The organism is Stenotrophomonas sp. TWI1149, assembly GCF_039673155.1.
Taxonomy (GTDB): Bacteria; Pseudomonadota; Gammaproteobacteria; order Xanthomonadales; family Xanthomonadaceae; genus Stenotrophomonas; species Stenotrophomonas maltophilia_AA.
Genome location: NZ_JBDJLB010000004.1, coordinates 172,699 through 198,097, shown reverse-complemented (window position 1 = coordinate 198,097; position 25,399 = coordinate 172,699). Strand labels below are relative to the sequence as shown.

Annotated in this window: 23 protein-coding genes; 13 read left to right on the top strand and 10 right to left on the bottom strand. The window is 68.4% G+C overall.

Annotated features, from left to right (window positions below; all coding sequences use genetic code 11):
- Nucleotides 1-95 precede the first annotated feature (95 nt).
- Nucleotides 96-833: an MliC family protein gene (locus tag ABE424_RS06380; protein ID WP_346479429.1), complete on the top strand. Its 738-nt coding sequence runs from the start codon at nt 96-98 to the stop codon at nt 831-833.
- 45 nt (nt 834-878) lie between these two features.
- On the opposite strand, the gene ABE424_RS06375 is transcribed toward ABE424_RS06380, so the two are convergent.
- The 7 genes from ABE424_RS06375 to ABE424_RS06345 form a co-directional block, all read right to left on the bottom strand.
- Nucleotides 879-1,343: a hypothetical protein gene (locus ABE424_RS06375; protein WP_346492123.1), complete on the bottom strand. Its 465-nt coding sequence runs from the start codon at nt 1,341-1,343 to the stop codon at nt 879-881.
- Nucleotides 1,333-1,899, bottom strand: coding sequence for an elongation factor P-like protein YeiP (gene yeiP, locus ABE424_RS06370; protein ID WP_121036675.1), 567 nt, complete (start codon nt 1,897-1,899; stop codon nt 1,333-1,335). Before yeiP ends, ABE424_RS06375 begins: the two co-directional genes overlap by 11 nt.
- A gap of 68 nt (nt 1,900-1,967) precedes the next feature.
- Complete coding sequence (locus ABE424_RS06365) at nt 1,968-2,738, bottom strand: SDR family NAD(P)-dependent oxidoreductase (RefSeq protein ID WP_346492124.1); 771 nt, start codon at nt 2,736-2,738, stop codon at nt 1,968-1,970.
- Between the two features lie 52 nt (nt 2,739-2,790).
- Nucleotides 2,791-5,379 (bottom strand): EAL domain-containing protein, encoded by a 2,589-nt coding sequence (locus ABE424_RS06360; RefSeq protein ID WP_346479426.1) that lies wholly within the window; start codon nt 5,377-5,379, stop codon nt 2,791-2,793.
- A complete protein-coding gene (locus tag ABE424_RS06355) occupies nt 5,376-6,269 on the bottom strand; it encodes a hydroxymethylglutaryl-CoA lyase (protein WP_346492125.1) in 894 nt (297 codons plus the stop codon). The genes ABE424_RS06360 and ABE424_RS06355 overlap by 4 nt, the downstream gene beginning before the upstream one ends.
- Before the next feature lie 168 nt (nt 6,270-6,437).
- Nucleotides 6,438-6,824: a VOC family protein gene (locus ABE424_RS06350; protein WP_319208086.1), complete on the bottom strand. Its 387-nt coding sequence runs from the start codon at nt 6,822-6,824 to the stop codon at nt 6,438-6,440.
- 10 nt (nt 6,825-6,834) lie between these two features.
- Nucleotides 6,835-7,623: an enoyl-CoA hydratase-related protein gene (locus ABE424_RS06345; protein ID WP_319208088.1), complete on the bottom strand. Its 789-nt coding sequence runs from the start codon at nt 7,621-7,623 to the stop codon at nt 6,835-6,837.
- Nucleotides 7,624-7,737: 114 nt separating this feature from the next.
- Between ABE424_RS06345 and ABE424_RS06340 the strand changes: the two genes are divergently transcribed.
- Genes ABE424_RS06340 through ABE424_RS06330 form a run of 3 tightly spaced genes read left to right on the top strand, consistent with a single transcriptional unit; the run spans nt 7,738 to nt 10,105 of the window.
- Complete coding sequence (locus ABE424_RS06340) at nt 7,738-7,995, top strand: FeoA family protein (protein ID WP_346479423.1); 258 nt, start codon at nt 7,738-7,740, stop codon at nt 7,993-7,995.
- Nucleotides 7,992-9,851, top strand: a complete 1,860-nt coding sequence (locus ABE424_RS06335; RefSeq protein WP_346492126.1) for a ferrous iron transporter B — start codon at nt 7,992-7,994, stop codon at nt 9,849-9,851. Before ABE424_RS06340 ends, ABE424_RS06335 begins: the two co-directional genes overlap by 4 nt.
- Nucleotides 9,851-10,105 carry a DUF6587 family protein gene (locus ABE424_RS06330; RefSeq protein WP_176989092.1) on the top strand — a complete coding sequence of 85 codons (255 nt, stop codon included), beginning with the start codon at nt 9,851-9,853 and terminating at the stop codon, nt 10,103-10,105. The genes ABE424_RS06335 and ABE424_RS06330 overlap by 1 nt, the downstream gene beginning before the upstream one ends.
- Nucleotides 10,106-10,149: 44 nt before the next feature.
- Here ABE424_RS06330 and ABE424_RS06325 read toward each other — a convergent pair whose 3' ends face one another.
- Together ABE424_RS06325 and ABE424_RS06320 are read right to left on the bottom strand one after the other, a co-directional pair.
- A complete protein-coding gene (locus ABE424_RS06325; RefSeq protein WP_346492127.1) occupies nt 10,150-10,731 on the bottom strand; it encodes an NAD(P)H-dependent oxidoreductase in 582 nt (193 codons plus the stop codon).
- A 54-nt stretch (nt 10,732-10,785) separates the two neighbouring features.
- Nucleotides 10,786-11,187 (bottom strand): MerR family transcriptional regulator, encoded by a 402-nt coding sequence (locus ABE424_RS06320; RefSeq protein ID WP_346492128.1) that lies wholly within the window; start codon nt 11,185-11,187, stop codon nt 10,786-10,788.
- Between the two features lie 187 nt (nt 11,188-11,374).
- Here ABE424_RS06320 and dapB point away from each other — a divergent pair, with 187 nt between their 5' ends.
- The 8 genes from dapB (at nt 11,375) to ABE424_RS06280 (ending at nt 21,292) form a co-directional block, all read left to right on the top strand.
- Nucleotides 11,375-12,115, top strand: a complete 741-nt coding sequence (gene dapB, locus ABE424_RS06315) for a 4-hydroxy-tetrahydrodipicolinate reductase (RefSeq protein WP_346492129.1) — start codon at nt 11,375-11,377, stop codon at nt 12,113-12,115.
- A 241-nt stretch (nt 12,116-12,356) separates the two neighbouring features.
- Nucleotides 12,357-13,487, top strand: coding sequence for a glutamine-hydrolyzing carbamoyl-phosphate synthase small subunit (carA, locus tag ABE424_RS06310; RefSeq protein ID WP_176989086.1), 1,131 nt, complete (start codon nt 12,357-12,359; stop codon nt 13,485-13,487).
- Entirely contained in the window at nt 13,487-14,041 is a 555-nt protein-coding gene (locus tag ABE424_RS06305; protein ID WP_346492130.1) for a hypothetical protein, read from the top strand. Before carA ends, ABE424_RS06305 begins: the two co-directional genes overlap by 1 nt.
- Nucleotides 14,042-14,095: 54 nt before the next feature.
- Nucleotides 14,096-17,338, top strand: coding sequence for a carbamoyl-phosphate synthase large subunit (gene carB / locus ABE424_RS06300; RefSeq protein ID WP_346492131.1), 3,243 nt, complete (start codon nt 14,096-14,098; stop codon nt 17,336-17,338).
- Nucleotides 17,339-17,346: 8 nt separating this feature from the next.
- The gene (gene greA / locus ABE424_RS06295; protein ID WP_026069738.1) at nt 17,347-17,811 is read left to right on the top strand and encodes a transcription elongation factor GreA; all 465 of its coding nucleotides are present in this window, start codon (nt 17,347-17,349) and stop codon (nt 17,809-17,811) included.
- A gap of 5 nt (nt 17,812-17,816) precedes the next feature.
- Nucleotides 17,817-18,737, top strand: a complete 921-nt coding sequence (locus ABE424_RS06290; RefSeq protein WP_346492132.1) for a phosphoglycerate mutase — start codon at nt 17,817-17,819, stop codon at nt 18,735-18,737.
- A gap of 277 nt (nt 18,738-19,014) precedes the next feature.
- Complete coding sequence (gene recJ, locus ABE424_RS06285) at nt 19,015-20,679, top strand: single-stranded-DNA-specific exonuclease RecJ (protein ID WP_346492133.1); 1,665 nt, start codon at nt 19,015-19,017, stop codon at nt 20,677-20,679.
- Complete coding sequence (locus ABE424_RS06280; RefSeq protein WP_346492134.1) at nt 20,672-21,292, top strand: hypothetical protein; 621 nt, start codon at nt 20,672-20,674, stop codon at nt 21,290-21,292. Before recJ ends, ABE424_RS06280 begins: the two co-directional genes overlap by 8 nt.
- 28 nt (nt 21,293-21,320) lie before the next feature.
- On the opposite strand, the gene ABE424_RS06275 is transcribed toward ABE424_RS06280, so the two are convergent.
- On the bottom strand, nt 21,321-22,370 hold the full coding sequence (locus tag ABE424_RS06275) for a DUF1176 domain-containing protein (RefSeq protein WP_346492135.1): 1,050 nt from the start codon (nt 22,368-22,370) through the stop codon (nt 21,321-21,323).
- 148 nt (nt 22,371-22,518) lie between these two features.
- Between ABE424_RS06275 and ABE424_RS06270 the strand changes: the two genes are divergently transcribed.
- Nucleotides 22,519-25,398 carry a VIT domain-containing protein gene (locus ABE424_RS06270; protein ID WP_346492136.1) on the top strand — a complete coding sequence of 960 codons (2,880 nt, stop codon included), beginning with the start codon at nt 22,519-22,521 and terminating at the stop codon, nt 25,396-25,398.
- The last annotated feature ends 1 nt before the right edge of the window (nt 25,399 follow it).

Below are 25,399 nucleotides of genomic sequence, written 5' to 3'. Positions count from 1 at the left end.
TTCAGCAGGGCGGTTGGGGTCAGCGCCGCTTCACCTGTTCTCACGGCGCGGCAGGTACGATCAAGTGTTGTCGACGTTATCGCAAGGAGTTCCTCATGCGCGCATCTCCCTGGTTGTTGAGCCTGGCCGTTACCGGCGTACTCGCCGCCTGCCAACCGGCCACCGAGAGCAGCCCCGCCGCCGACGGCAGCGAAGCGCCGCCCCCCCTCGATGCCTCCACGGCCGATGAGCGCAGCTACGCGTTCCGCTGTGGCGAGCTGGAAGTGCATGCCACCTACCGCGGCCAGGATTCGGCGACGGTGGTGGTGGGTGACCGTACCTTCGCGATGTCGTCGCAGCCGGCCGCGTCCGGTGCCAAGTACGGCGATGGGCAGGGCAACGAATTCTGGACCAAGGGCACCACCGACGGGATCCTGATCCTCAAGGGCGAACCGGATCGCACCTGCACCGGCACCGGCGAGCAGGGCGGCGAAGCGCCGCCGGCCAATGCCACGGCCACTGCGGATGCCGATGCGGCGGGCGGGTTCCGCGCGACCGGGAACGAGCCCGGCTGGCTGGCCCAGGTCGGTGCGGGTGCGACGCCGGCGCTGCACATCGAGATGGATTACGGCGAGCGCAAGCTCGAGATTCCGAGCCCCACGCAGGGCCGTGATGGCTGGTCCGGTACCGCCGCGGATGGCACCCCGGTCAAGCTGACCTTCCAGCGCACCGTGTGCCAGGACGATATGAGCGGCCAAGCCTTCGGGGCCACGGCGATGCTGACGGTCGGTGCGCGCCAGTACCATGGGTGTGGCGATTTTGCCGGTGCGCCGTCGCTGGCCGCCAAGCCCTGATCGATCCGTTGCCACCGGATGCGCGCGTGCGCGTCCGGTGAGGCGTCACATGCCGCGCGGGCAGGGATTGGGCAGCGCGCGGCTGCGGGTATCCAGGACCAGTTCGTTGCGGGTGCCGAGCAGCATCAGTTCGGTGTGCACCAGGCAATTGTCCGCATGGCGCTGCAGAAGCTGGTTGAACAGCCTGGCGCGGTCGTCGCAGTACTCGTGGATCGCATACGCCAGTTCGCGGGCGCGGTCCTCGTCGTAGGCTTCTTCGCCGGCGAAGTGCTGGCACGCGCTTTCGCGGCCCAGGAACGCCTGCACGTCGCCCGGCATCGCGCAGTACATGCGGATGTCTTCGGCCACGAACAGCTCGGCAGGCACGTCGCAGCGTGCATTGCCGGTGGTATCGACCGCTGCCGCGGCGGCCGTGGTGTCGGGGTCCAGCGTCTCGCTCTCCACTGCCCGCGGCGAGCACGCCGCGAGCAGCAGGAGCAGGACGGTCGGTGCGGACCGCTTAGTCGGCACGGCCGGCGAATTCACCGGTGGTGGTGTTGACCAGCACGCGCTCGCCGTTGGCGATGTACTCCGGCACCATGATCTCGATGCCGGTGCTGAGCTTGGCCGGCTTCGGGCGCTTGGTGGCGGTGCCGCCCTTGAGCTCCGGCGGGGTCTCGACCACTTCCAGCACCACGCTGGTCGGCAGCTGTACGCCCACCGGGGTCTCGTCGATCACCTGCACGTAGATGCCGGTCAGGCCATCGGTGATGTAGCCGGCGTCATCGCCGAGCACGTCCGCGTCGACCATGTACGGGGTGTAGTCCTCGTCGTCCAGGAAGACGAAGGCGTCGCCATCCATGTACGAGTAGGTCGCCTGGCGGCGCAGCAGTTCGACTTCCGGCAGGTTGTCGTCGGCATCGAAGCTGGAATCGAGCTTGTTGCCGCCGGGCACGCTGTACATGATGAAACGGAAGCGGACATTGCCGCCGCGGCCCTGCGGGGAGCTGCGTTCGATGTCGCGGATCTGGTAGACGCCGTTGTTGAATTCGACGACGTTGCCTTTCTTGATGTCGCTGGCTTTCATGGGAATGAAGGTCGGTTCGTGGAGGTGGCGGGTGCCGGAACCGGGCACCCAGCGGGTTGCGTGCTCGCTTACTTCGGCGCCAGACGCACGGCGCCGTCAAGGCGGATGGTCTCGCCGTTGAGATAGGTGTTGCCCAGGATGTAGGCGACCAGGCCGGCGAAATCGTCCGGCTTGCCCAGGCGCGGCGGGAACGGGATGGAGGCGGCCAGCGATTCCTGCACGGCCGGCGGCATGCCGTCGACCATCGGGGTCCAGAAGATGCCCGGGGCGATGGTCATCACGCGGATGCCGAAGCGCGACAGCTCGCGGGCCATCGGCAGGGTCATGCTGACCACGCCGCCCTTGGAGGCGGCATAGGCGGCCTGGCCGATCTGGCCCTCATAGGCAGCCACGCTGGCGGTGTGGATGATCACGCCGCGCTCGCCGTCCTCGCCCGGGGTGTTGTGCTGCATGCGGTTGGCGGCGGCTTTGGCGACGTTGAAGCTGCCGACCAGGTTGACCATCACCGTGCCCTGGAAGTTGGCCAGCGGCATCGGCGCTTCCTTGCCGAGCACGCGGCCGGCGCCGAGGATGCCGGCGCAGTTGACCGCCACGTTCAGCCCGCCCAGGAAGTCGCCGGCGGCCTCGATCTGCGCGGCCACGGCGGCTTCATCGCTGACGTTGGTGCTGTAGTAGCGCGCATTGGCCTGGCCCAGTTCGGCCACGGCGGCGGCACCCTTCTCGTCATTGAGATCGAACAGGGCCACCTTGGCGCCGTGGGCGACCAGGTGCTGGGCCACGGACAAGCCGAGGCCGGAGACACCGCCGGTGATGACGGCGCGGACAGAAGACAGCTGCATTGCACGATCCCGCTGGTTCAAGAACCGCCGATTCTAACGGAAGCGGTCGCGATCACTGTTGTGCACTGCCCACGGCGACCCTCGCGCGCAACGCCAGCCGCCGGGCGAACTCATCCGGTGCCAGTCCCGGCGCGAACAGGAAGCCCTGGCCGACCGAGACCCCCAGTGTCTGCAGGAACTGGCGCTGGGCCTCCGATTCGATGCCCTCGGCCACCAGTCCCAGCCCGAGGCTGCGGGCGATCCCGCACACGGCTTCGCAGACGGCGACATCCGAGCGGTTGCCTGGGACCCCCTCCACGAACAACTGGCTCAGTTTGAGTCCGTGGATCGGCAGCCGGCGCAGGTAGTTCAGCGCGCTGTAGCCTTCGCCGAAGTCGTCGATGGTGAGCAGCACGCCCATCTCACGCAGCTGCGCGAAGGTGCGCAGGGTGTCCGGCGCGTCCTCGATCAAGACCCGTTCGGTGAATTCCAGCTCCAGCGCGCTGCCGGGCAGGTGGAACTCATCCAGCACCGCGCGCACGTGCCGGGCCAGATCTTCGCCGACGAACTGCCGGTAGGACACGTTGACCGCCACCCGTACGATGCCGAGCCCGTCGTCCTGCCAGCGGCGTACCTGCCGGCAGGCCTCGCGCAGCACCCACAGGCCGATCCGGACGATGTCGCCGGTGTTCTCGGCATGGCCGATGAAGATATCCGGGCGCAGCTCGCCCAGCTGGGTGTTGCGCCAGCGGATCAGTGCCTCGGCGGCGATCAGCTGGCCGCTGTGCAGGTTGACCTGCGGCTGGTACACCAGATGGAACTCATCGTCGTCCAGCGCGCGGTGCAGGCGGCTCTCGATCTGCAGGCGATCGTGCTGGCGCTGGGCCAGCTCGGGCGAGAATACCTGCCAACCGTTGCGGCTGCGCCGCTTGCAGTCGTACATGGCGATGTCGGCGTTCTGGATGAGCTGCTGCGGGCGCAGTCCGTCCTGCGGCGCGCGCGCGATGCCGATGCTGGTGGTCACCGGAAACTCGTCGGCGCCGAAACGGAACGGCGTGCTGAAGGCGCGGGTGATGGCCTCGGCCAGCTGCTCGGGCTGGTCGGCCTGGTCGCGGGTATCGCAGACCACCAGGAACTCGTCGCCGCCGAACCGCGCCAGCAATCCTTCGGTACCGATCGCGGTGGCGATGCGGCGGGTGGCATCGATCAGCAGTTCATCGCCGGCGTTGTGGCCGAGCAGATCGTTGACGATCTTGAAGCGGTCCAGATCGATGTAGAGCACGGCGACCCGGCAGTGCGTCGGGTTGGCCATGCGCGTGGCCAGGTCATTGAGCACCGCGTCGCGGTTCATGATCCCGGTGAGGGGATCGGTACGCGCCTGGATGCGCAGTGTCTCCTCGGCCTGCTTGCGCGCGGTGATGTCCTGCACGGTGCCGGCGATGCGCGCGGCATCCACATCCCCGGCCTCGGCCTCGCCGATCATGCGCACCCAGAACGAGTGACCGTCGCTGCGCTGGCCCTGCAGTTCCAGCTCGAAGGAGACCTGTTTGTCGATCACGTCCAGCAGGGCCTGCTGCAGCTGCGAACGGTCATCCAGGCGCAGGCATTCAAGCAGTTCGGCCATGTCGCGCATCGGCAGCGCCTGGCCGAGGATGCGGGTCGCCTCGTCGGTCAGGTACAGGCGCTGCAGGCCACGGTCCCACTCCCAGCCGCCGATGTGCGCCAGTGACTGCGCGCGGTCGAACAGGGTGTTGTTCCGTTTGAGTTCGGTGATGTCACTGAACAGCGCGAACACATGGTCCGGTGCATCGCGTCCGTTACCGTACACCGGCACGTTGGTGGTGGAGATCCAGATCATCCGTCCGCGCGGGCGGTGGTACAGGCCGACGATGGTGCTGCGCACGATGCGGCCGCTCTGCAGCGAAACACTGGCCGGCCACTGCTCGCGGGTGAGCGGATGCCCGTGCTCGTCCACGCTGATCCAGTCTTCCGGTGCCAGCATCGCCTGCAGGCTGCCGCCATTGCCGGCCGTGCCGAGGATGCGGTGCGCGGCGGGGTTGGCGGACACGACGCGCAGCTGGCGGTCGAACAGGATCACGCCCTTGTCGATCGACTCCATCAGCAGCCGGTAGCGCGATTCGGCCTGCCAGCGGCTGCTCAGATCCCGGGCCACCGCCACGATGCAGTGCTCGCCCTGGTGTTCGAAGCCGGCCGAATGCACCTCGACGGGAAACCGGCTGCCGTCGCCGCGCATGTTGGTGACTTCGATGACATAGGTTTCGCCCCGGTGCAGGGCCTCCCAGACCGGGTCCAGATGGTCGCCGGGCAGGTCGGGGTTCAACAGCTCGATCGGCTGCCCGACGATCTCCTCGCGGGGGCGGCCGTAGGCGCGCACGCCGGCCTTGTTGAGGTCCAGCACCACGCCGCTTTCGCTGAGGATGCTGACCGGGTCCGGGACCGCATCGAACAGCGCGGCATAGCGACGCAGGGCCAGCTGGCGCTCGTCCATGGCTTCCTGCAGAGCCTGCTGGACATTCTCCAGCAGGCCGCGCAGCTCACCGGGCGAGCGGGCCAGTGCATGTTCCAGGGCGGCCAGCGCGTGGACGTGGGCGGTGAGGTGATCACCGACCGCAGCGTCCTTGCGCCGGCCGCCGCTTTTCATGTCGCCGCCAGCGCCTTGCCAGCCTTGCTGCCGGTCTCGCGCCCGAGGCGCGCGGCCAGCCAGCGCCCCGTGGCGGCCAGCGCCGGCAGATCGATGCCGGTGCGCATGCCGATGCCGTGCAGCATGTAGACCACATCCTCGCTGGCGACGTTGCCGCTGGCGCCCTTGGCATACGGGCAGCCGCCCGCACCGGAGACGGCCGAGTCGACCACGCGCACGCCTTCTTCCAGGCAGGCATCGATGTTGGCCAGCGCCTGGCCATAGGTGTCGTGGAAATGCACGGCCAGCGCGGCCATCGGCAGCTCGCTGGCGACGGCCTTGAGCATCGCGCGTGCCTTGCGCGGCGTGCCGACGCCGATCGTGTCGCCGAGCGAGATTTCGTAACAGCCCATGTCGTGCAGCGCACGGGCGACGCGCACCACCTCGCTCACCGCGACCTCGCCCTGGTACGGGCAACCGAGCACGGTGGACACGTAGCCACGCACCTTGACCCCGTCCGCCTTGGCCCGCTCCAGGATCGGCGCGAAGCGCGCCAGCGACTCTTCGATGCCGGCGTTGGTATTGGTCCGGTTGAACGTCTCCGAGGCGGCGGTGAACACCGCCACTTCCTGGACGCCCACCGCGCGGGCCCGGTCGTAGCCCTGTTCGTTGGGCACCAACACCGGGTAGTCGATGCCGGGACGGTGGTCGATCCCGGTGTAGACCTCGGCGGCGTCGGCCAACTGCGGCACCCAGCGCGGGCTGACGAAGCTGGTGGCCTCGATGGTGCGCAGCCCGGTAAGCGAGAGCTGGTGGATCAGCTCGATCTTGTCGGCGGTGGCGACCGGCTGGGCTTCATTCTGCAGCCCGTCGCGCGGGCCGACCTCGACGATGCGGACGAAATCATCCATGGGCCAGTCCTCCGCGAACGGAGCGACGGACGACCAGCAGGGGGCGGGGCGGGGTAGAGGTCACGGAGATTCCTGTCAGACGAAAGGCGGCCCACGGTCCCCGGCAGGCCACGAAAAGGGGATACGCGGGATGGGCGGCAAAGCGGCCATCCCGCCGGCGTGGGGCGGTCAGCCGGGGTGGTGGCAGACCGCTTCGATGTTGTTGCCGTCCGGGTCGAGCACGAACGCCCCGTAGTAATCGGGGTGGTAGTGCTCGCGGATGCCGGGGGCGCCATTGTCGGTGCCGCCGGCCGCCAGTGCGGCGCGGTGGAAGGCGTCCACGTCGGCGCGGCGGCCGGCGCTGAAGGCCACGTGCACGCCCCCGTGGGCACCGGGCGCGTTGCCGATCCAGAAGTCCGGCTTGCCCGTGCGGCCGAAGCCGGCATGGTCGTGATCGCCGGTCTGGGCGGCCGACACCTGCATCACCACCGAGATGCCCAGCGGGGCCAGGGCCTGCTGGAAGAACGCCAGGCTGCGCGCGAAATCGGCGCAGCGGATGCCAACGTGGTCGAGCATGACGCTTTCCTCAGTCCTGGGTGACCCAATGCGGGGCGCGTTTGTCGAGGAAGGCCCCAAGGCCCTCCTGGCCTTCGGCCGAGACCCGCAGGCGGGCGATCAGGGCCGCGTTGTCGCGGTCGGTGGCATCGCGGTCGCGGCCCAGCGCGACCCGGCGGACCAGGTCCTTGGCCGAGGACGAGGCCACCGGGCCGGCCTTGTCGAGCAGGCCAAGCTGGCGCTGGACGGCCTCGTCGATCCGTTCCGGCTCGATCAGCTGGTGGACCAGGCCGATGCGCAGGGCGGTCTCGGCATCGAAATGCTCGCCGGTGGCGAACCAGCGACGCGCCTGGCGGGGCCCGATCGCATCGATGACATAGGGCGAAATCACCGCGGGCAGCAGGCCCAGGCGGCTTTCGGTCAGCCCGAAGCGGGCGCTGGTGCTGGCGATGGCAATGTCGCAGCAGGCGACCAGGCCGACCCCGCCACCGAAGGCGGCGCCCTGGACGCGGGCAATGGTCGGCTTCGGCAGCTCGTCCAGGGTCCGCATCAGGCGGGCCAGGGCCAGCGAGTCCTGGCGGTTGTCTTCCTCGCTGGCGGCGGCCATGCCACGCATCCACTGCATGTCCGCGCCCGCCGAGAACGAGGCGCCTTCACCGGCCAGCACCACCGCGCGGACGTGGTCGTCGCGGCCGGCGGCCTCCAGGGCGGCCGTCAGCTGGGCGATCAACGAGGCGTCGAAGGCGTTGTGCAGGGCCGGGCGGTTCAGCCACAGGGTCAGCACCGAGGCGCTGCGTTCAATCCGTAGTGCATCACTCATGGGTCGGCTTGCTCCGTTACATGTACAGATCATAGCGGGCCATGGGTCACGGGCAATGCCGCGGCGCGTCGATGGTAGAATTGATAACCATTCCTATCATCGAGAAGGCGCTCCGTGACGTTGTCCGATCTGGCGCTGTACAGCTCCGCCGTGGTGGAGTCCGTGCAGGAACTACACGCAAACGATGCGATCGCCCGCCGACTGAAGGAGCTTGGCTTCGTCAAAGGGGAAGAGGTGCGTCTGGTCGCCCGTGGTCCGGTCGGCGCCGAGCCGCTGCTGGTGCAGGTCGGGTTCACGCGCTTCGCGCTGCGCCGCAGTGAGGCCGCCCGCATCGTGGTCACCGCCCTGCAGGCGCGGGAGGCCCACGCATGAGCGCCGCGACCAACGCCCTGCGCATCGCCCTGGTCGGCAACCCCAACAGTGGCAAGACGGCGCTGTTCAACCAGCTGACCGGCAGCCGCCAGAAAGTGGCCAATTACACCGGCGTGACCGTCGAGCGCAAGGAAGGCCGCCTGCGCGCACCGTCAGGCCGTGAGTTCGCCGTGCTCGATCTGCCCGGCGCCTACAGCCTGCAGCCGGCCAGCCTGGACGAGGCGATCACCCGTGATCTGTGCCGGGGCTTCTACCCCGGCGAGGCTGCCCCGGACGTGCTGCTGTGCGTGATCGATGCGACCAACCTGCGCCTGCATCTGCGCTTCGCGCTGGAGCTGCGTGAGCTGGGCAAGCCGATGATCGTGGCGCTGAACATGGTGGATGCGGCCGAGCGCCGCGGCATCAAGATCGACGTGCAGGCGCTGGAACAGGCGCTGGGCGTGCCCGTGGTGGAGACCGTGGCGGTGCGTCGCAATGGCGCGGCCAGGCTGGTCGAGCGCCTGGATGCGATGGTGCCGCACCTGCAGGCGCCGGTGGCAGTGCCCGCGGCCGACACCGATTACCACGCCCAGGTGCGCGACATCCTCTCCGCCTCGGTGAGCATGCCGACGCGTACGGCGAAGATCGACGACGCGCTGGACCGCTGGCTGCTGCACCCGGTGTTCGGGCTGCTGACCCTGGCGGTGGTGATGTTCCTGATCTTCCAGGCCGTCTACGCCTGGGCCACCCCGGTCATGGACCTCATCGAGGCCGGCACCGCCGCGCTGGGTGGGTGGATCGGGGGCGCGCTGCCGGAAGGCCCGCTCAACAGCCTGCTCACCGACGGCATCATCGCCGGCGTGGGTGGCGTGATCGTGTTCCTGCCGCAGATCCTGATCCTGTTCGCCTTCATCCTGGCGCTGGAGGAGTCGGGCTATCTGCCGCGCGCGGCCTTCCTGCTGGACCGCATGATGGCCGCGGCCGGCCTGTCCGGGCGCTCGTTCATCCCGCTGCTGTCCAGCTTCGCCTGCGCGGTGCCGGGCATCATGTCCACCCGCAGCATCCAGGACCCGCGCGACCGGCTCGCCACGATCCTGGTCGCTCCGCTGATGACCTGTTCGGCGCGCCTGCCGGTGTATGCGCTGCTGATCGGTGCCTTCATCCCGCAGAAGCAGATCTGGGGCGTGTTCAACCAGCAGGGCCTGGTCCTGTTCGGGCTGTATGCGGCCGGCATCGTCAGCGCGCTGCTGATGTCGTGGACGATGAAGAAGTGGCGCCGCGACAAGAGCGAGCATCCGCTGATGCTGGAACTGCCGTCCTACCGCATCCCGCACCCGCGCGATCTGGCGGTCGGGCTGTACGAGCGCGGCATGATCTTCCTCAAGCGCGTGGGCGGCATCATCCTGGCGCTGACCATCCTGCTGTGGGTCCTGCTGTCGTTCCCGGGGGCGCCGGAGAACGCCACGATGCCGGCGATCGACTACAGCTTCGCCGGCCAGATCGGTCACGCGATGGCGGTGTTCTTCGCGCCGCTGGGCTTCAACTGGCAGATCTGCATCGCACTGATCCCGGGCCTGGCCGCGCGCGAAGTGGCGGTGGCTTCTCTGGCCACGGTGTACGCACTGTCGGCCGCTGATGACGATGCAGCCAGCCAGGCACTGACGCCTCTGATCAGCGATGGCTGGTCGCTGGCCACCGCGCTGTCGCTGCTGGTCTGGTACATCTACGCCCCGATGTGCATCTCCACGCTGGCCACGATCAAGCGCGAGACCAACTCGTGGAAGCAGATGGGCTTTGCCACGTTCTACCTGTTCGCGGCCGCCTACATCGCCTCGCTGATCACCTACCAGGTGACCGTGGCCCTGGGCGGCGGCTGATGGAGACCGGCCTGCTGCTGCAGTACGCCGTGATCGCGCTGGCCGTGCTGGTCAGCGCGTGGGTGGTGATGAAGAAGCAGTTCCCGGGCACCGTGCGCCGGGCGCGCGGGGCGATCGCGCTGGGGCTCGTCAAGCCGCAGCGTGCCGCCTGGCTGCAGGCGCTGGGCCGCAGGATCGCGCCACCGGCCACGGGTGGCGGTGGTGCGTGTGGCGGCTGCGACAGTTGTGGGCCGACGCCGCCGAAGCAGCACTGAGGGGCGGGATCCACGCCTTGCGTGGATTCCCTGCAGGAACACAGTCAGCGGCCCTGGTTGCCCAGTCGCTCCACCTGCCGCAACCAGGCCTCACGCTGCGCCAGCGTGGTGCTGCGCACCGGGCCAAATCCGCTGATCCTGACCGGCTTGATCCCGCAGAATTCCAGGATCGTGCGGCGGATCTGCTGATAGCCCGGCATGCGGTACACCCAACGGTAGTACCAGGGCGGGGTGTCGAGGGTAGTGATCACCCGCGCGCTGCGCCCACTGAGCAGCCGGTCCCACCACACCGAATCCTTGCGATAGCGGAACGCGACGCCAGGCAGGAAGGCACGGTCAAAGAAGCCCTTCAACAGTGCCGGCATGCCGCCCCACCAGGTCGGGTAGACCAGCACCAGGTGGTTGCACTGGGCAATGGCGGCCATGATCTCCTGCAGGTCCGGCTCCAGCGGCTGGATCTGCCGGTAGCCATGGCGCAGGACAGGATCGAAATCGGCCTCGCCCAGGGCGAACAGGTGGACGCAGTGCCCGGCCGCCTGCGCGGCGTCCCGGTAGCGCTCGGCCATTGCGCCGCACAGGCTGTCACGGTCGGGGTGGCCAAGCAGGATGACGATGGAGCGGGACATGGGCGAACTCGCAGGAGGGGAGCGCAAGCCTGCGGTCTGCCCCATGGGGCAGAGTCAAGCGGCCCGGCAGTCGCCAGCAGCCATGCAGCTTTCCAGTGCGCCGGTATCCCCGTGGACGACGAGTTCGGCCACCTCATCGCGTAGAACGCTGAGTGCCTGGTCAAGCTGGTGGAGGCGCTCCATGTCTGCGCGCACCGCCAGTTGGCGCGTGACCAGCAGTGTCTGCACGCGGGGCCAATCGATGCCGCCATCGGCACGACGCAGGCAGGCCACGTCGGCAAGGCGGAACCCCAGCGTCAGCGCCTGGCGGATCAGCTGGACCAGGTGGAGATCCTGTTCGCTGTAGTCGCGGTAGCGATTCACCCGCGGGATCGGCGCCAGCAGGCCCCGTGCTTCATACAGGCGGATGGCCTTCTGGCTCGCGCCGCTGCGTCGGGCGATGTCGGAGATGCGCATGGATCAATCCCGCATCCGACCGCCATGCACCGCCAGGTGATGGCCGAGGTCGGGTGCGCTGCGGGTGACGGGAAGGCGCTGCGAACGCTGCATGGAGAGGCTGCCAGAGGGACCGGTCGGCCAGCGTAGCAAGCCGCGGGTGGTTTTCCTCTTGTACATCGTCGTTGCCACCCGCTAGCCTGCGGGCATGACTACCACTCCCCTACGTTTGCTCGTCCACGGTGCGTCCGGCCGCATGGGCCAGGCACTGCTCCGCCTTGCCGCCGACACTCCCGCCCTGCAGGTCGTGGCAGCGGTCACCCGCCGCTCGCCGGCCCAGCGCGTGGTCGAGGGCGTGCCGCATTTCGCCAGCAGTGAGCTGGCCGGTGCGCCCCAGTTCGACGTCGCCATCGATTTCAGCCTGCCCGAGGGGTTCGATCCGGTGCTGGCGCTGTGCGTGGAGCGCGGTGCCGGCTTCGTCTCCGGTACCACGGGCATCAGCGAGGCGCAGCGCCAGGCGCTGATCCAGGCGGCAGGCCGGATTCCGCTGGTCTGGGCCTCCAACTTCAGCCTGGGCGTGGCGGTGCTGGACGAGCTGGTCGAGCGTGCGGCCGCCGCCCTGAAGGGCTGGGACTGCGACATCGTCGAATCCCACCACACCCAGAAGAAGGACGCGCCCTCGGGCACTGCCCTGACCCTGGGCGCAGCGGCGGAGAAGGGCGGGGCCGAGCCGCACTACGCCAGCCTGCGCGCCGGCGACATCGTCGGTGAGCACCTGGTCCAGTTCACCGGGCTGGGCGAGCGCATCGAGCTGACCCACCGGGCGACCAACCGCGACATTTTCGCCCGAGGGGCGCTGTTTGCCGCCCGCCAGCTGCCGGGCCGTGCGCCGGGCAGCTACCGCGTGCGCGACCTGGTGGATGGGGCCACGCCGCCGCCTGCCGTCTGAATGGGGCCCGGGGGGGCCAGCGGGGCGCGCGCCTGAACCGGCGCTGCGCCCTTTGTCGGCCTGAACAGGGCAATTGCACGCGGATACTGGCGTCGCACCCGGCTTCCCTTTACAATTCCCGCTCGCCGAATCACGACAGCCGGACCGGTCCAGAACCGCAGTCCGCGCTTTTTTGCAGCCGCTTTTTCGTGAAGCGCAGGCGTGACTTCGGCGACCCCTCGGTAGCCAAAGTGAGATTTCCGTGACCCAAGCCGCAATCCTCGTCCTCGAAGACGGCACCGTATTCGAGGGCGAATCCGTAGGCGCGCCCGGCCTGTCCGTCGGTGAGGTGGTGTTCAACACCGCCATGACCGGCTATCAGGAAGTGTTGACCGATCCTTCCTACGCCCGGCAGATGGTCACGCTGACCTACCCGCATATCGGCAACACCGGCATGACCGACCAGGACGATGAAGCGGCCAAGGTATGGTCGGCCGGCCTGATCGTGCGCGATGTCCCGCGCCGCCCGAGCAATTGGCGCAGCCAGGTGTCGCTGCAGGATTGGCTGCTCCAGCGCGGCGTGGTCGCCATCTCCGGCATCGATACCCGCAAGCTGACCCGCATCCTGCGCGAGCGCGGCGCCCAGAACGGTGCGCTGATGGCCGGCGAGGGGCTGAACGTGGACACGGCGCTGGAAGCGGCGCGCAAGTTCCCGGGCCTGAAGGGCATGGACCTGGCCAAGGTGGTCAGCACCGACAAGAGCTACACCTGGACCGAGGGCCAGCTGGATCTGGACAGCAACGCCTTCGTCAACGCGGCGCCGCGCTTCAAGGTGGTCGCCTATGACTTCGGCGCCAAGCTGAACATCCTGCGCATGCTGGCCGAGCGCGGCTGCGAGCTCACCGTGGTGCCGGCGCAGACCCCGGCCGCCGAAGTGCTGGCGATGCATCCGGACGGCGTGTTCCTGTCCAACGGCCCGGGCGATCCGGAACCGTGCGATTACGCGATCGGCGCGATCAAGACCTTCCTGGAAAAGAAGGTGCCGACCTTCGGTATCTGCCTGGGCCACCAGCTGCTGGCGCTGGCCTCCGGCGCGAAGACGGTCAAGATGGGTCACGGCCATCACGGCGCCAACCACCCGGTCCAGGATCTGGACAGTGGTCGCGTCATGATCACCTCGCAGAACCACGGTTTCGCGGTCGATGAAGCCTCGCTGCCGGCGACCCTGCGCGTGACCCACCGCTCGCTGTTCGACGGCACCAACCAGGGCATCGCGCGCACCGACGTGCCGGCGTTCTCGTTCCAGGGCCATCCGGAAGCCTCGCCGGGCCCGCACGATGTCGGTCCGCTGTTCGACCGCTTCGTGGCACTGATGGCCGAGGCGAAAGCTTGATGCGCAGCCTCGCGCTGCTGCCGTTGCTGTGGTGTGTCACGGGTGTGGCGCAGGCTGCGCCCGCCGCCGATGCCGACGTGGCGGCGGTGGTGAAGACGCTGGGCCTCGGCACGCTGGGCGCCACCCTGTCCAGCCTGGTGATCGACACCACGCCGGCGCTGAAGGCGCTGCCGGAGGCTGATCAGCAGTGCGCGCAGGTACCCGTGCGCGATCTGCTGGATGCGCAGTTCCGTGGTTCCATCATCACGGGTCTGGGCAGCGATGGCGACGCCGTGATCGCCGAGTGGGCGCGCTTCCTGGCCACGCCGGCGGGCAAGGCGCTGGCGGGCGGCTTCGCCAATTCCACGCCCGAGAACACCGAGGCCAAGGCCGCTGCCGGCCTGGCCGGGCCGGACCGCGCACAGCTTGCCGCCTTCATCGGCAGCCCGGCCTATCGCCGGCTGGTGGCGTCGTTCGAGAGCGGGCCGGCGATGCCGGACAATCTGGGCGCGCAGTTGGCCAAGCCGCTGCAGGACCAGTGCCGGATCGTGCTGAACCCCGACGATATTTCCTGATCGACAGCGTGCGATCACCCCCATCTGCCTCGCTGTCCAGACTTAGAGAAGACAATGCCCAAGCGCACTGACCTTAAAACCATCCTCATCATCGGTGCCGGCCCGATCGTCATCGGCCAGGCCTGTGAGTTCGACTACTCCGGCGCGCAGGCCTGCAAGGCGCTGCGCGACGAGGGTTACCGCGTGGTGCTGGTCAACAGCAATCCGGCCACGATCATGACCGACCCGGAGATGGCCGACGCCGTCTACATCGAGCCGATCAACTGGCAGACGGTCGAGAAGATCATCGCCAAGGAAAAGCCCGATGCGTTGCTGCCGACCATGGGTGGCCAGACCGCGCTGAACTGCGCGCTGGACCTGGCCGACAACGGCGTGCTGGAGAAGTACAACGTCGAGCTGATCGGTGCCAAGCGCGATGCCATCCGCATGGCCGAAGACCGCGAGCTGTTCCGCGTGGCCATGGGGGAGATCGGCCTGGAGTGCCCGTCGGCCGCGGTCGCGCACACGCTGGAAGAAGCGATCGATATCCAGACCCGCGTCGGCTACCCGACCATCATCCGCCCCAGCTTCACCCTGGGCGGCAGCGGTGGCGGCATCGCCTACAACCGCGAAGAGCTGGTCGATATCGTGACCCGCGGCCTGGAGCTGTCGCCGACCACCGAAGTGCTGGTGGAAGAGTCGGTGCTGGGCTGGAAGGAATTCGAGATGGAGGTGGTGCGCGACACCGCCGACAACTGCATCATCGTCTGCTCGATCGAGAACCTGGACCCGATGGGCGTGCACACCGGTGACTCGATCACCGTGGCCCCGGCCCAGACCCTGACCGACAAGGAATACCAGCGCCTGCGCGATGCCTCCATCGCCGTGCTGCGCAAGATCGGCGTGGATACCGGCGGTTCGAACGTGCAGTTCGGTATCAGCCCGACCACCGGCCGCGTGGTCGTGATCGAAATGAACCCGCGCGTGTCGCGTTCCTCGGCGCTGGCCTCCAAGGCCACCGGCTTCCCGATCGCCAAGGTCGCGGCCAAGCTGGCCGTGGGTTACACCCTGGATGAATTGAAGAACGAAATCACCGGCGGCCTGACCCCGGCCTCGTTCGAGCCGTCCATCGATTATGTCGTCACCAAGATCCCGCGCTTCGCCTTCGAGAAGTTCCCGGCGGCCGATGCGCGCCTGACCACCCAGATGAAGTCGGTGGGCGAGGTGATGGCGATGGGCCGCACCTTCCAGGAGTCGCTGCAGAAGGCGCTGCGTGGCCTGGAAACCGGCAAGATCGGCCTGGACCCGACCGGCCTGGACCTGTCCAACGAAGACGACATCACCACGATCAAGCGCGAGCTCAAGGCCCCGGGCCCGGAGCGCCTGTTCTTCGTCGGTGATGCGTTCCGCGCCGGTTTCAGCGTGGAAGACGTGTTCGCGCTGTCGCACATCGACCCGTGGTTCCTGGACCAGATCGAAGAGATCATCCAGGCCGAGGCCGGGGTGGCCGCCGATGGCATCGATGCGCTGGACGCCGCGCGCCTGCGCAAGCTCAAGCGCGCCGGTTTCTCCGATGCTCGCCTGGCCGAGCTGACCGGCACCAACGAAGCGGCCGTGCGTGCGCTGCGTCGTGCCCACAAGGTGCGCCCGGTATACAAGCGCGTGGATTCCTGTGCCGCCGAGTTCGCCACCAGCACCGCGTACCTGTACTCGACCTACGAGGACGAGTGCGAAGCGGCGCCGAGCAACCGCGACAAGATCATGATCCTGGGCGGCGGTCCGAACCGCATCGGCCAGGGCATCGAGTTCGACTACTGCTGCGTGCACGCGGCACTGGCGCTGCGCGAGGATGGCTTCGAAACCATCATGGTCAACTGCAACCCGGAAACCGTCTCCACCGATTACGACACCTCCGACCGCCTGTACTTCGAGCCGCTGACGCTGGAAGACGTGCTGGAGATCGTCGAGCTGGAACAGCCGAAGGGCGTGATCGTGCAGTACGGCGGGCAGACCCCGCTGAAGCTGGCGCGCGCGCTGGAAGCCAATGGCGTGCCGGTGATCGGCACCTCGCCGGACTCCATCGATCTGGCCGAAGACCGTGAGCGTTTCCAGCAGCTGGTCGACAAGCTCGGCCTGAAGCAGCCGCCGAACCGCATCGCCCGCAACGACCAGGAAGCCCTGCTGCTGGCCCGCGAGATCGGCTACCCGCTGGTGGTGCGCCCGAGCTACGTGCTGGGCGGCCGTGCGATGGAGATCGTCTACGGTGAATCCGATCTGGCCCGCTACGTCCGCGACGCGGTGAAGGTCTCCAACGATTCGCCGGTGCTGCTGGACCGCTTCCTCGACAACGCCGTGGAAGTGGACGTGGACATCATTGCCGACAAGGACGGCAACGTGCTGATCGGCGGCGTCATGGAGCACATCGAAGAAGCCGGCGTGCATTCGGGCGATTCGTCCTGCTCGCTGCCGCCGTACTCGCTGTCCGCCGAAACCCAGGCCGAGCTGCGTCGCCAGGTCGTCGAGCTGGCCAAGGCCCTGAACGTGGTCGGCCTGATGAACACCCAGTTCGCGATCCAGGCGGGCGAGAACGGCGAAGACATCGTCTACCTGCTGGAAGTGAACCCGCGTGCCTCGCGCACCGTGCCGTTCGTCTCCAAGGCCACCGGCATGCCGCTGGCCAAGATCGGTGCGCGCTGCATGGCCGGCAAGACCCTGGCCGAGCAGGGCGCGACCAAGGAAATCGTGCCGGGCTACTACTCGGTCAAGGAAGCGATCTTCCCGTTCGCCAAGTTCCAGGGCGTCGATCCGATCCTCGGGCCGGAGATGCGCTCCACCGGTGAGGTGATGGGCGTGGGCCGCAGCTTCAGCGCCGCCTTCGCGCGTGCGCAGGAAGCCGGCGGCATCAAGGCGCCGCCGCTGGGCAAGGCCTTCGTCTCGGTGCGTGATCCGGACAAGAAGCGCGTGCTGCCGGTGGCCAAGGCCCTGATCGAGCGTGGCTACACCCTGGTTGCCACCCGTGGCACCGGCGCGTGGCTGCAGGAGCACGGCATGGACTGCGAGATCGTCAACAAGGTTGTCGAAGGCCGTCCGCACATCGTCGATTCGATCAAGAACGGCGAGATCGTCTACATCGTCAACACGACCGAAGGTCGCGCGGCGATCAACGACTCGTTCTCGATCCGTCGCGAAGCCCTGCAGCATCGCGTGACCTATTCGACCACCATCGCCGGCGCCATGGCGCTGGTGCAATCACTGGAATTCCGCGGGACCGGCCCGGTCTGGTCGCTGCAGGAACTGCACAAGGAGTTGAACGCATGAGAGCACCGATCACCCTGAAGGGCGCGCAGCGTCTGCGCGAAGAGCTTGACCACCTGAAGTCGGTCAAGCGCCCGAAGGTCATCGCGGCGATCGCCGAGGCACGCGAGCACGGCGATCTCAAGGAGAACGCCGAGTACCACGCCGCGCGCGAAGAGCAGGGTTTCATCGAAGGCCGCATCAAGCAGCTGGAAGGCGAGCTTTCGCATGCCGAGATCATCGACATCACCAAGCTCAACGCCGGCAGCAAGGTGGTGTTCGGCGCCACCGTCGAGCTGTCGGACGTGGAAAGCGATGAAGAGAAGCGCTACCAGATCGTGGGTGACCTGGAAGCGGACATCAAGCTGGGCCTGATCGCGATCTCCTCGCCGCTGGCGCGTGCCTTGATCGGCAAGCTGGAAGGCGATGCGGTCACCATCGACGCACCGGCCGGCCAGCGCGAGTACGAAATCGTCAGCGTCCAGTACCTGGACTGACGGCGATGGCCACGGCGACGTTGTTGCTGCCGGCGCGCAGCCGGTTTCCGGCGGCGCCGCTGCCCGATGACGTCGCCAAGGCGCTGGGGCGTGCGGAACGCCGCAGCGCCGAGGCGGGCGAGCGCGCCCAGCTGCGTCGGCACTTCCAGACGCAGCCGGACGCGTGGTCGGCCGCAGCCCTGACCCGCCAGCTGGATGTCGGCGACGCCGACGGGGCGGTATGGCTGCGGGCCGATCCGGCCAACGTGGTGCCGGACATGCATGGCGCACGCCTGATGGGGCACGGGGATACCCTGCGGCCCGATCTCGCCGATGTGATGCATCTGCTGCCGGCCTTGCAGCCATTGTTTGCCGGCTACGGTTTCGTGCTGGATGCCCCGGTGCCGTCGCGGTGGTACCTGCGCCTGCCGCCCGGCACCACGCTGCCGGTATTCGCCGAGCCCGATGAAGTGCTCGGCGATGATCTGTTCGCCCATCTCCCCGAAGGCGATGCGGGCCGCCGCTGGCGCGCCCTGCTGACCGAGGCGCAGGTGGTATTGCATCAGCACGCGTGGACCCAGCAGCGCGTGGCCGATGGCAAGCGGGCGATCAACTCGTTGTGGTTCTGGGGCGGCGGTGCGCTGCCCGAACGCGTGACCACCGCGCATGCCCAGGTCCGCAGCCGCGATGCGCTGCTGCAGGCGCTGGCCAAGGCGGCAGGCCTGCAGGCCGATGGCGAGCAGACCGTGGATGCCCTGGTGGACCTGCGCCAGCTGCGTTCGCTGGAGCAGTTGGGCAACGATGCGATCCGGCCGCTGTTGGCGGCGATCGCGCGCGGGGAATTGACGCGGCTGGTCCTGGATTTCGAGGACGGCACGTGCGTGGAGATCGACAAAGGCCAGCGCTGGCGGTTCTGGAAGAAGCCGGTGCAGCTGCACGACCTCTGAGTCCGTCGAAGGACAGCCGGCCAGTGGCCGGCTCCACCGGACAGGCTGCGCCATCCACGCATGGCTTGGATCTACCTCGTGCTGCTGGTATCCACGCATGGCGTGGATCTACCGTTGTGATGCCCGTATTCCGGGGTAGATCCACGCCATGCGTGGATGCGTTCCCCGGGCAGTATCATGGTCGCGCACGTCATTGATCGAGCCCGTTTTGACCCAGTCTGAAGCACCCCGTATCCAGCGCCGTCCTGCCGCCGCCGTCAGTGAGTGGCCGTCATCCATGTTGCCGTTGCTGCAGCGGTTGTACGCCGCGCGCGGGGTTACCGATGCCGCGCAGGCACAGCCGAAGCTGGCCCAGCTGCACGCGCCGGATCTGCTGGGCAGCATGCAGGCCGCGGTAACGCTGCTGGCCGATGCGATCGCCAACAACGAACGCATCCTGATCGTCGGTGATTTCGACTGTGATGGCGCCACCGCCTGTGCGGTCGGCGTACGCGGCCTGCGCATGCTCGGCGCACACGACGTGGTGCACGCGGTGCCCAACCGCATGCTGCACGGCTATGGGCTGTCGCCATCGCTGGTGGCCGAACTGGCTCCGCTCAATCCCGGCCTGCTGGTCACGGTCGATCACGGGATCGCCTGCCACGCCGGCGTCAACGCGGCCAAGGCACTGGGCTGGAAAGTACTGGTCACCGATCACCATCTGCCCGGCGAACACCTGCCGCCCGCGGATGCGATCGTGGACCCCAACATCAGCGGCGATGCCTTCCCGAGCAAGGCACTGGCCGGCGTCGGGGTGATCTTCTACGTGTTGATGGCGCTGCGTCGCCATTTGCGCGAGCAGGGCGCATTTGCCGCGACGCCGGAGCCGGACCTGCTGACCCTGCTGGATCTGGTCGCGGTGGGGACGGTCGCCGATCTGGTCGCACTGGATGACAACAACCGCGCCCTGGTCTCGGCCGGCCTGCGCCGGCTGCGCAGCGGCAAGGGCTGCGTCGGCCTGCAGGCGCTGATCGAGGCCAGCGGACGCGATGCCTCGCGCCTCACCGGCAGCGACATCGGTTTTGCGCTCGGCCCACGTTTGAATGCGGCCGGCCGGCTGGAAGACATGGCGCTGGGCATCGAACTGCTGCTCACCGAAGACCGCGCCCACGCGCGTGAGATCGCCACGACGCTGGAGTCGATCAACACCGAGCGCCGTGCGGTCCAGCAGTTGATGACCGACGACGCGGAGCTGGCGGTGTCCCGTGCGGTGCTCAGTGCCGAGGGTGTGCGCCCGGTCGCGGCCTGCCTGTTCGATGCCGAGTGGCATCCGGGTGTGGTCGGGCTGGTCGCCTCCAAGATGAAGGATCGCCTGCATCGCCCGGTGATCGCCTTCGCGCCGTCCGAGCCGGGCGGCGATTCGCTGCGTGGCTCGGCGCGCTCGATTCCCGGCTTCCACATCCGTGATGCGCTGGCGCTGGTCAACGCCGCGCACCCGGGCCTGATCGACAAGTTCGGTGGCCACGCCATGGCCGCGGGCCTGAGCCTGCCGCACGCGAAGCTGCCCGCGTTCGAGCAGGCCTTCGTGGACGTGGTGGAGCGCACGCTGGATCCGCTCTCGCTGCAGCAGCTGCTGCTCACCGACGGCGAGCTGTTGCCGCAGGAGCTGGATTTCGCCCATGCCGAGGCGCTGCGCCTGGCTGGGCCATGGGGGCAGGGCTTTCCCGAGCCGCTGTTCGATGGTCACTTCCAGGTGGCGCGCTGGCAGGTGCTCAAAGAAAAGCACCTCAAGCTGAGCCTGCGCGTGCCGGGCCGCCCCGAGCCGGTCAGCGCGATCCACTTCAGCGGCTGGACCGGCAATGCGCCGGCCAACCACGTCCACATCGCTTACCGGCTGGTCAGTGATGACTACCGGGGAGGCGGCGCGATCCAGCTGATCATCGAGCACTGCGCGGATGCCTGACAGGCTCCCATCGCCCACCGAACGTTTCGACCTGCAGAGCCGCATCGTGCTGCAGGGTGACGAGACCGCACGCACCGAACTCTCCGCCCGCGAGGGCTTCGAATTCCCGGACCTGGACGGCTCGCGCCAGAGCGTGGCGTGGCTGCTGCGGCACGAACTGGCCGCACGGATCGAGGGCGGAGACGGCGCGTCCACCGGTCCGATCACCGTCGACGACGCGGTTGCCGCGGTGATGGCGCGGCTGAGCAGGACCCGCTGCGTGGCCACGGACTACCAGCCATCGGACGACCCGGACGATTACCGGGATGCGGACGATCAGTCCGGCGCGCTGGCGTACACCTGCCAGCTGCCCGATCCCGCAACGCTGCGCCCCGTGCATGCAGCGCTGCGTGCGGCGCAGGAAGGGAAGGATCGCCAACAGGCCGCGCAACGCCTGCTGGCCGCCTACGTTGAACACCTCTCCAGCGCACCGGACCGGCCCGTGCACGCCCACCACGCCGTATTCTCGCGCCCGTACTCGGCCGACCACGCCGTCATGCAGAGCATGGCGATCATGGAAACGATCCTTCCCGCGCTGTTCCCCTTCGACGGCTGGGAAGACGACGACGGCTGAGCATCGCCGCGCGTGGCAGCGTAATGGCTTACTCCTGGACCTCGGTCACCAGCGTAGGCATCTCCCAGGCGCCACCGGCGGCCACCAGCCGGCACAGGCCAGTGCTGCTGTCAGCGGTCCTCACGAACTCCGTGCCGGTCCAGCCCCAGGTGGTGGAGTACCAGCAATCGCCGAGGCCACGGCCCTTGTGCGCCTCCTGGATGGTGCGTACGTCATCACCTACGGCTGCCGTGGTGACCAGCCGCGGCTGGTACGGCGCGCGGTCGTTGATCACCCAGTAACCATCACCGGTGTTGTACGCGGCGCGCCAGCAGCTCAGCGACACCAGCAGTTTGTCGGCGCTGAGCCGCTGCACCGTCAGTGCCTCGGGTTCGCCATCCGGCGACAGGCTGCCGCCGGGTCCGAGCGCTTCGCAATCGTCGGCCGAGGTCACCGCGGCGAGGGCGGCGCGCAGCGCAGGTGATGCGGCCAGCGCCTCGTCTGCCGGGCGGGTCGCCACCGGCTTGCCCAGCCGCACGACCGGCACCGGCAGTGCGGGCGGCACCGAGGACTCGGCGAGGGTGCCTTTGCGCATCAGTGCGCCCGGCGTGCCCAGGCGGCCCTGGAATGCATCCATCTTCAACAGCACGGCCGACGCCCCTTTATCGGACACCGTCCAGCGTGCGCCGTCGTCGCCGATCAGCTCGATCCGGCTGTTGCGTGCCAGCGAAGCGAGCAGGGCCGCGAGCTGCTTCGCGGAAAACGTGGCGGTGCCCTCGGCGGCATCGAACTGCATCGGGCCCAGCGAAGCGCCATTGATCTGCAGGCTGAGCCGCTGGGTGGAGGTGTTGTCGTCGTACTGGCCAAGCATCAGTTCGGCATGCACCGGCTGGTCCGGCCCGCCCGCGCGGGTCAGCAGGATCGAGACCGGGTCGCCACCATTCTCATCGGCCTGGTAACCGGCGGCGCGGCAGGTGCGGGTGTTGTCGCAGGCCAGCATCCAGTCGCGGTGGCCGAACGTCACGCCCTCAACGGGGGCGGCGGCGTAGCCGGGCAGGGCAAGCCCCATCAACAGCGGGGCGGTCAACAACAGGCGCATGCGGCATCCTTGGTCCATCAATCCGTGGAGGGCGATCTTGGCCCAGCACGGATGAGGCGTCCATGACCGGAACGGGCGGTTGCCAGCGCTCAACCCCGTTGTGGATCGCCATGCGTTCAAGGAAGTGTCATCGGATCAGGAGCGTCACATGGGACTCGCACTGCGCAGTATCGGTCTGCTCGCTCTTCTGTGCTGGCAGCTGCCCAGCGTCCACGCCGAGGCGCGGCGTTTCCCGCCGCCACGGCCGCCCATCCTGCAGGTGGCGGGCGCCGAAGTGCCGGTCCGGCTGACCGAGGCGCGTATCGACAGCCGTGTCATGGCGGGACTGGGCGAAACCACGATCGAGTTGACCTTCCACAATCCCAATGCCCGGGTGCTGGAAGGGCAGCTGGCGTTCCCACTGGCCGCGGGCCAACAGGTGGCCGGGTTCGCACTGGATATCGGTGGTGAGCTGCGCGACGCGGTGCCGGTCCCCAAGGCGCAGGGCCGCCAGGTCTTCGAGGCGATCGAGCGTCGCCAGGTCGATCCGGGGCTTCTGGAGCAGACCGCCGGCAATCAGTTCCGGCTGCGGCTCTATCCCATCCCGGCCCGCGGTGAGCGTCGCGTCCGTCTAGTGCTGCGCGACAGCCTGCCGACCGTACCGCAGGGCCTGCAGTGGTCACTGCCCGTGTTCTTCGCACGGCAGGCGGAGCAGGTGACGGTCCGGCTGGAGGCCAGCGGGACGGGCCAGCCGGTCGCCGTGGGCGTCAATCCCCTCGGGTTCACGTTGAAGACCGGCGCCTATGCGGCGCAGTGGCAAGGGCGCGGCGCGGATCTGCCTGCACACCTGCAGTGGAGCCTTCCGCTCGCGCGCAGCACGGACGTGGTCACTGGCCTGCATGAGGGGCAGCGCTATCTGCTGGCCAGCGTGCCGGTTCGCACGTCCACCGCTGCGCGTGTCCTGCCTCGGCGCATCGGCCTGCTGTGGGATGCATCGGGCTCGGCCGGTACACGCAACGGTGCGGCTGAACGCGCTGTGCTGGATCGCTACTTCCAGGCCTTCGGCAGCGGCCAGGTCCAGTTGACCGTGCTGCGTGACCGCAGCGAAACGCCGCGGGAGTTCACCATCAACAAGGGCGACTGGTCGGCACTGCGCGAGTACCTGCGGGCGCTGCCCAACGATGGCGCCAGTGCGCTGGGCGACTGGACCCCCAACCCCGCCATTGGCGAGTACCTGCTGGTCAGCGATGGCCTGGCCAACTACGGCAGCCAGACGCTGCCCACGCTGTCGCGCGATCAACGCCTGTATGCGCTGAGCAGCGCCGGTGCGAAGACCGACACACCGCGCCTGCGCGCTTGGACCAGCGCCCATCATGGCCAGCTGCTGCAGGTGAGCAGCGAGGCGGAGGTGCCAGGCGTGATGCCGCTGCTGCTTCAGCAGCCGGTCGAGGTCGGCGAGGTGCGGGCACGTGGCGTGGAGGACGTGAACGTGGATGCCTCCAGCGCCACGCAGGGGTGGATCCGCGTTACCGGCCGCGTGCTGCGTCCCGATGCGACGGTGCTGCTGTCTCTGCGCGGTGGCGGCAGCGAGCCGCAGCCGATCACCCTCGACGTCGCGGACGCACGCGTGGCGGAAGGCGGCCTGGTCGCCCACGCGTGGGCGAATGCCCGGTTGGGCGCACTGGCGGCGGACCCGGCCGGGGCGCCGGCGGCCAAGGCGCTGTCGCAGCAGTTCGGAGTGGTGACCGCCGATACCTCGCTGCTGGTTCTTGAAACGTTGGAGGATTACCTGCGCTACGGCATCCGTCCGCCGGCCCCGTTGCGCGCAGCCTACGACCAGCGCCATGCAGTGACGGTGGCGGATGTGGCAAGCGAGCGGAAGCGCCGCCTGGATGGCATCGCCCGCCAGTTCGCCGAGCGCGAGCAGTGGTGGAATACCCGCTGGCCCAAGGATGCGCCACCGCGGCCCAAGCCGGACGTGCACGCCGTCGCCGCGCCAGTCGCCATGGCGATGGCCGCGCCACCGCCGGCACCTGCGGCGCCGATGGCGCCGGACCGTGTCGAGCTGACTGCGTCGGCGGTTGCCGATGAGGCAGAGGCCACCACTGAACGTCGCGCCAAGTCGGCACCGAAGGCCAACAACGGGCAGATCACCCTGACCCTGGCACCGTGGGCACCGGATTCGGCCTATGCACGCCGCCTGCGCGATGCCAAGCCGGCGCAGCTGTATCCGCTGTATCTGCAGGAGCGCGAACAGCACGCCGGCAGCAGCGCCTTCTATCTGGACGTGGCCGATCTGCTGCTGGCCAGCGGACAGCGCGACCTGGCCCTGCGCGTGCTCTCCAACCTGGCCGAGATGGAACTGGAAAACCGCCACGTACTGCGCGTGCTCGGCTATCGCCTGATGCAGGCCAAGGCGCCGGCACTGGCCGTGCCGGTGTTCCGCCAAGTGCTGGCGATGGGCGAGGAGGAGCCGCAGAGTTTCCGTGACCTGGGTCTGGCGCTCGAAGCGGCGGGTGAGTACCAGGCGGCGGTGGCATCGCTGTATGAAGTGGTGGTGCGCCCGTGGGATGGCCGCTTCGACGGCATCTCGCTGATCGCGCTGGATGAGCTGACCCGGCTGATCGCCCGCGAGCGCGTCGACGCCTCGGCCATCGATCCGCGCCTGCGCCGTGCGATGCCGCTGGACCTGCGCGTGGTGCTGAGCTGGGACAGCGACAACAGCGACATGGACCTGTGGGTCACCGATCCCAATGGCGAGCGCGCGTATTACGGCAACCGGCTGACCTACCAGGGCGGGCAGATGTCGCAGGACTTCACCGGCGGCTATGGCCCGGAGCAGTTCTCGTTGCGTGATGCCAAGCCCGGCATCTACAAGATCGAAGCGAACTACTTCGGCAGCCGCGAGCAGCTGGTCACCGGGCCCACCACCTTGATGCTGCGCCTGAGCACCAAATGGGGCAGCCGCGACCAGCGTGACCAGCAGGTCACGCTGCGGTTGAAGGACCGGGCGGAGACGGTGCTGGTCGGGGAGTTCGAGGTGAAGTAGC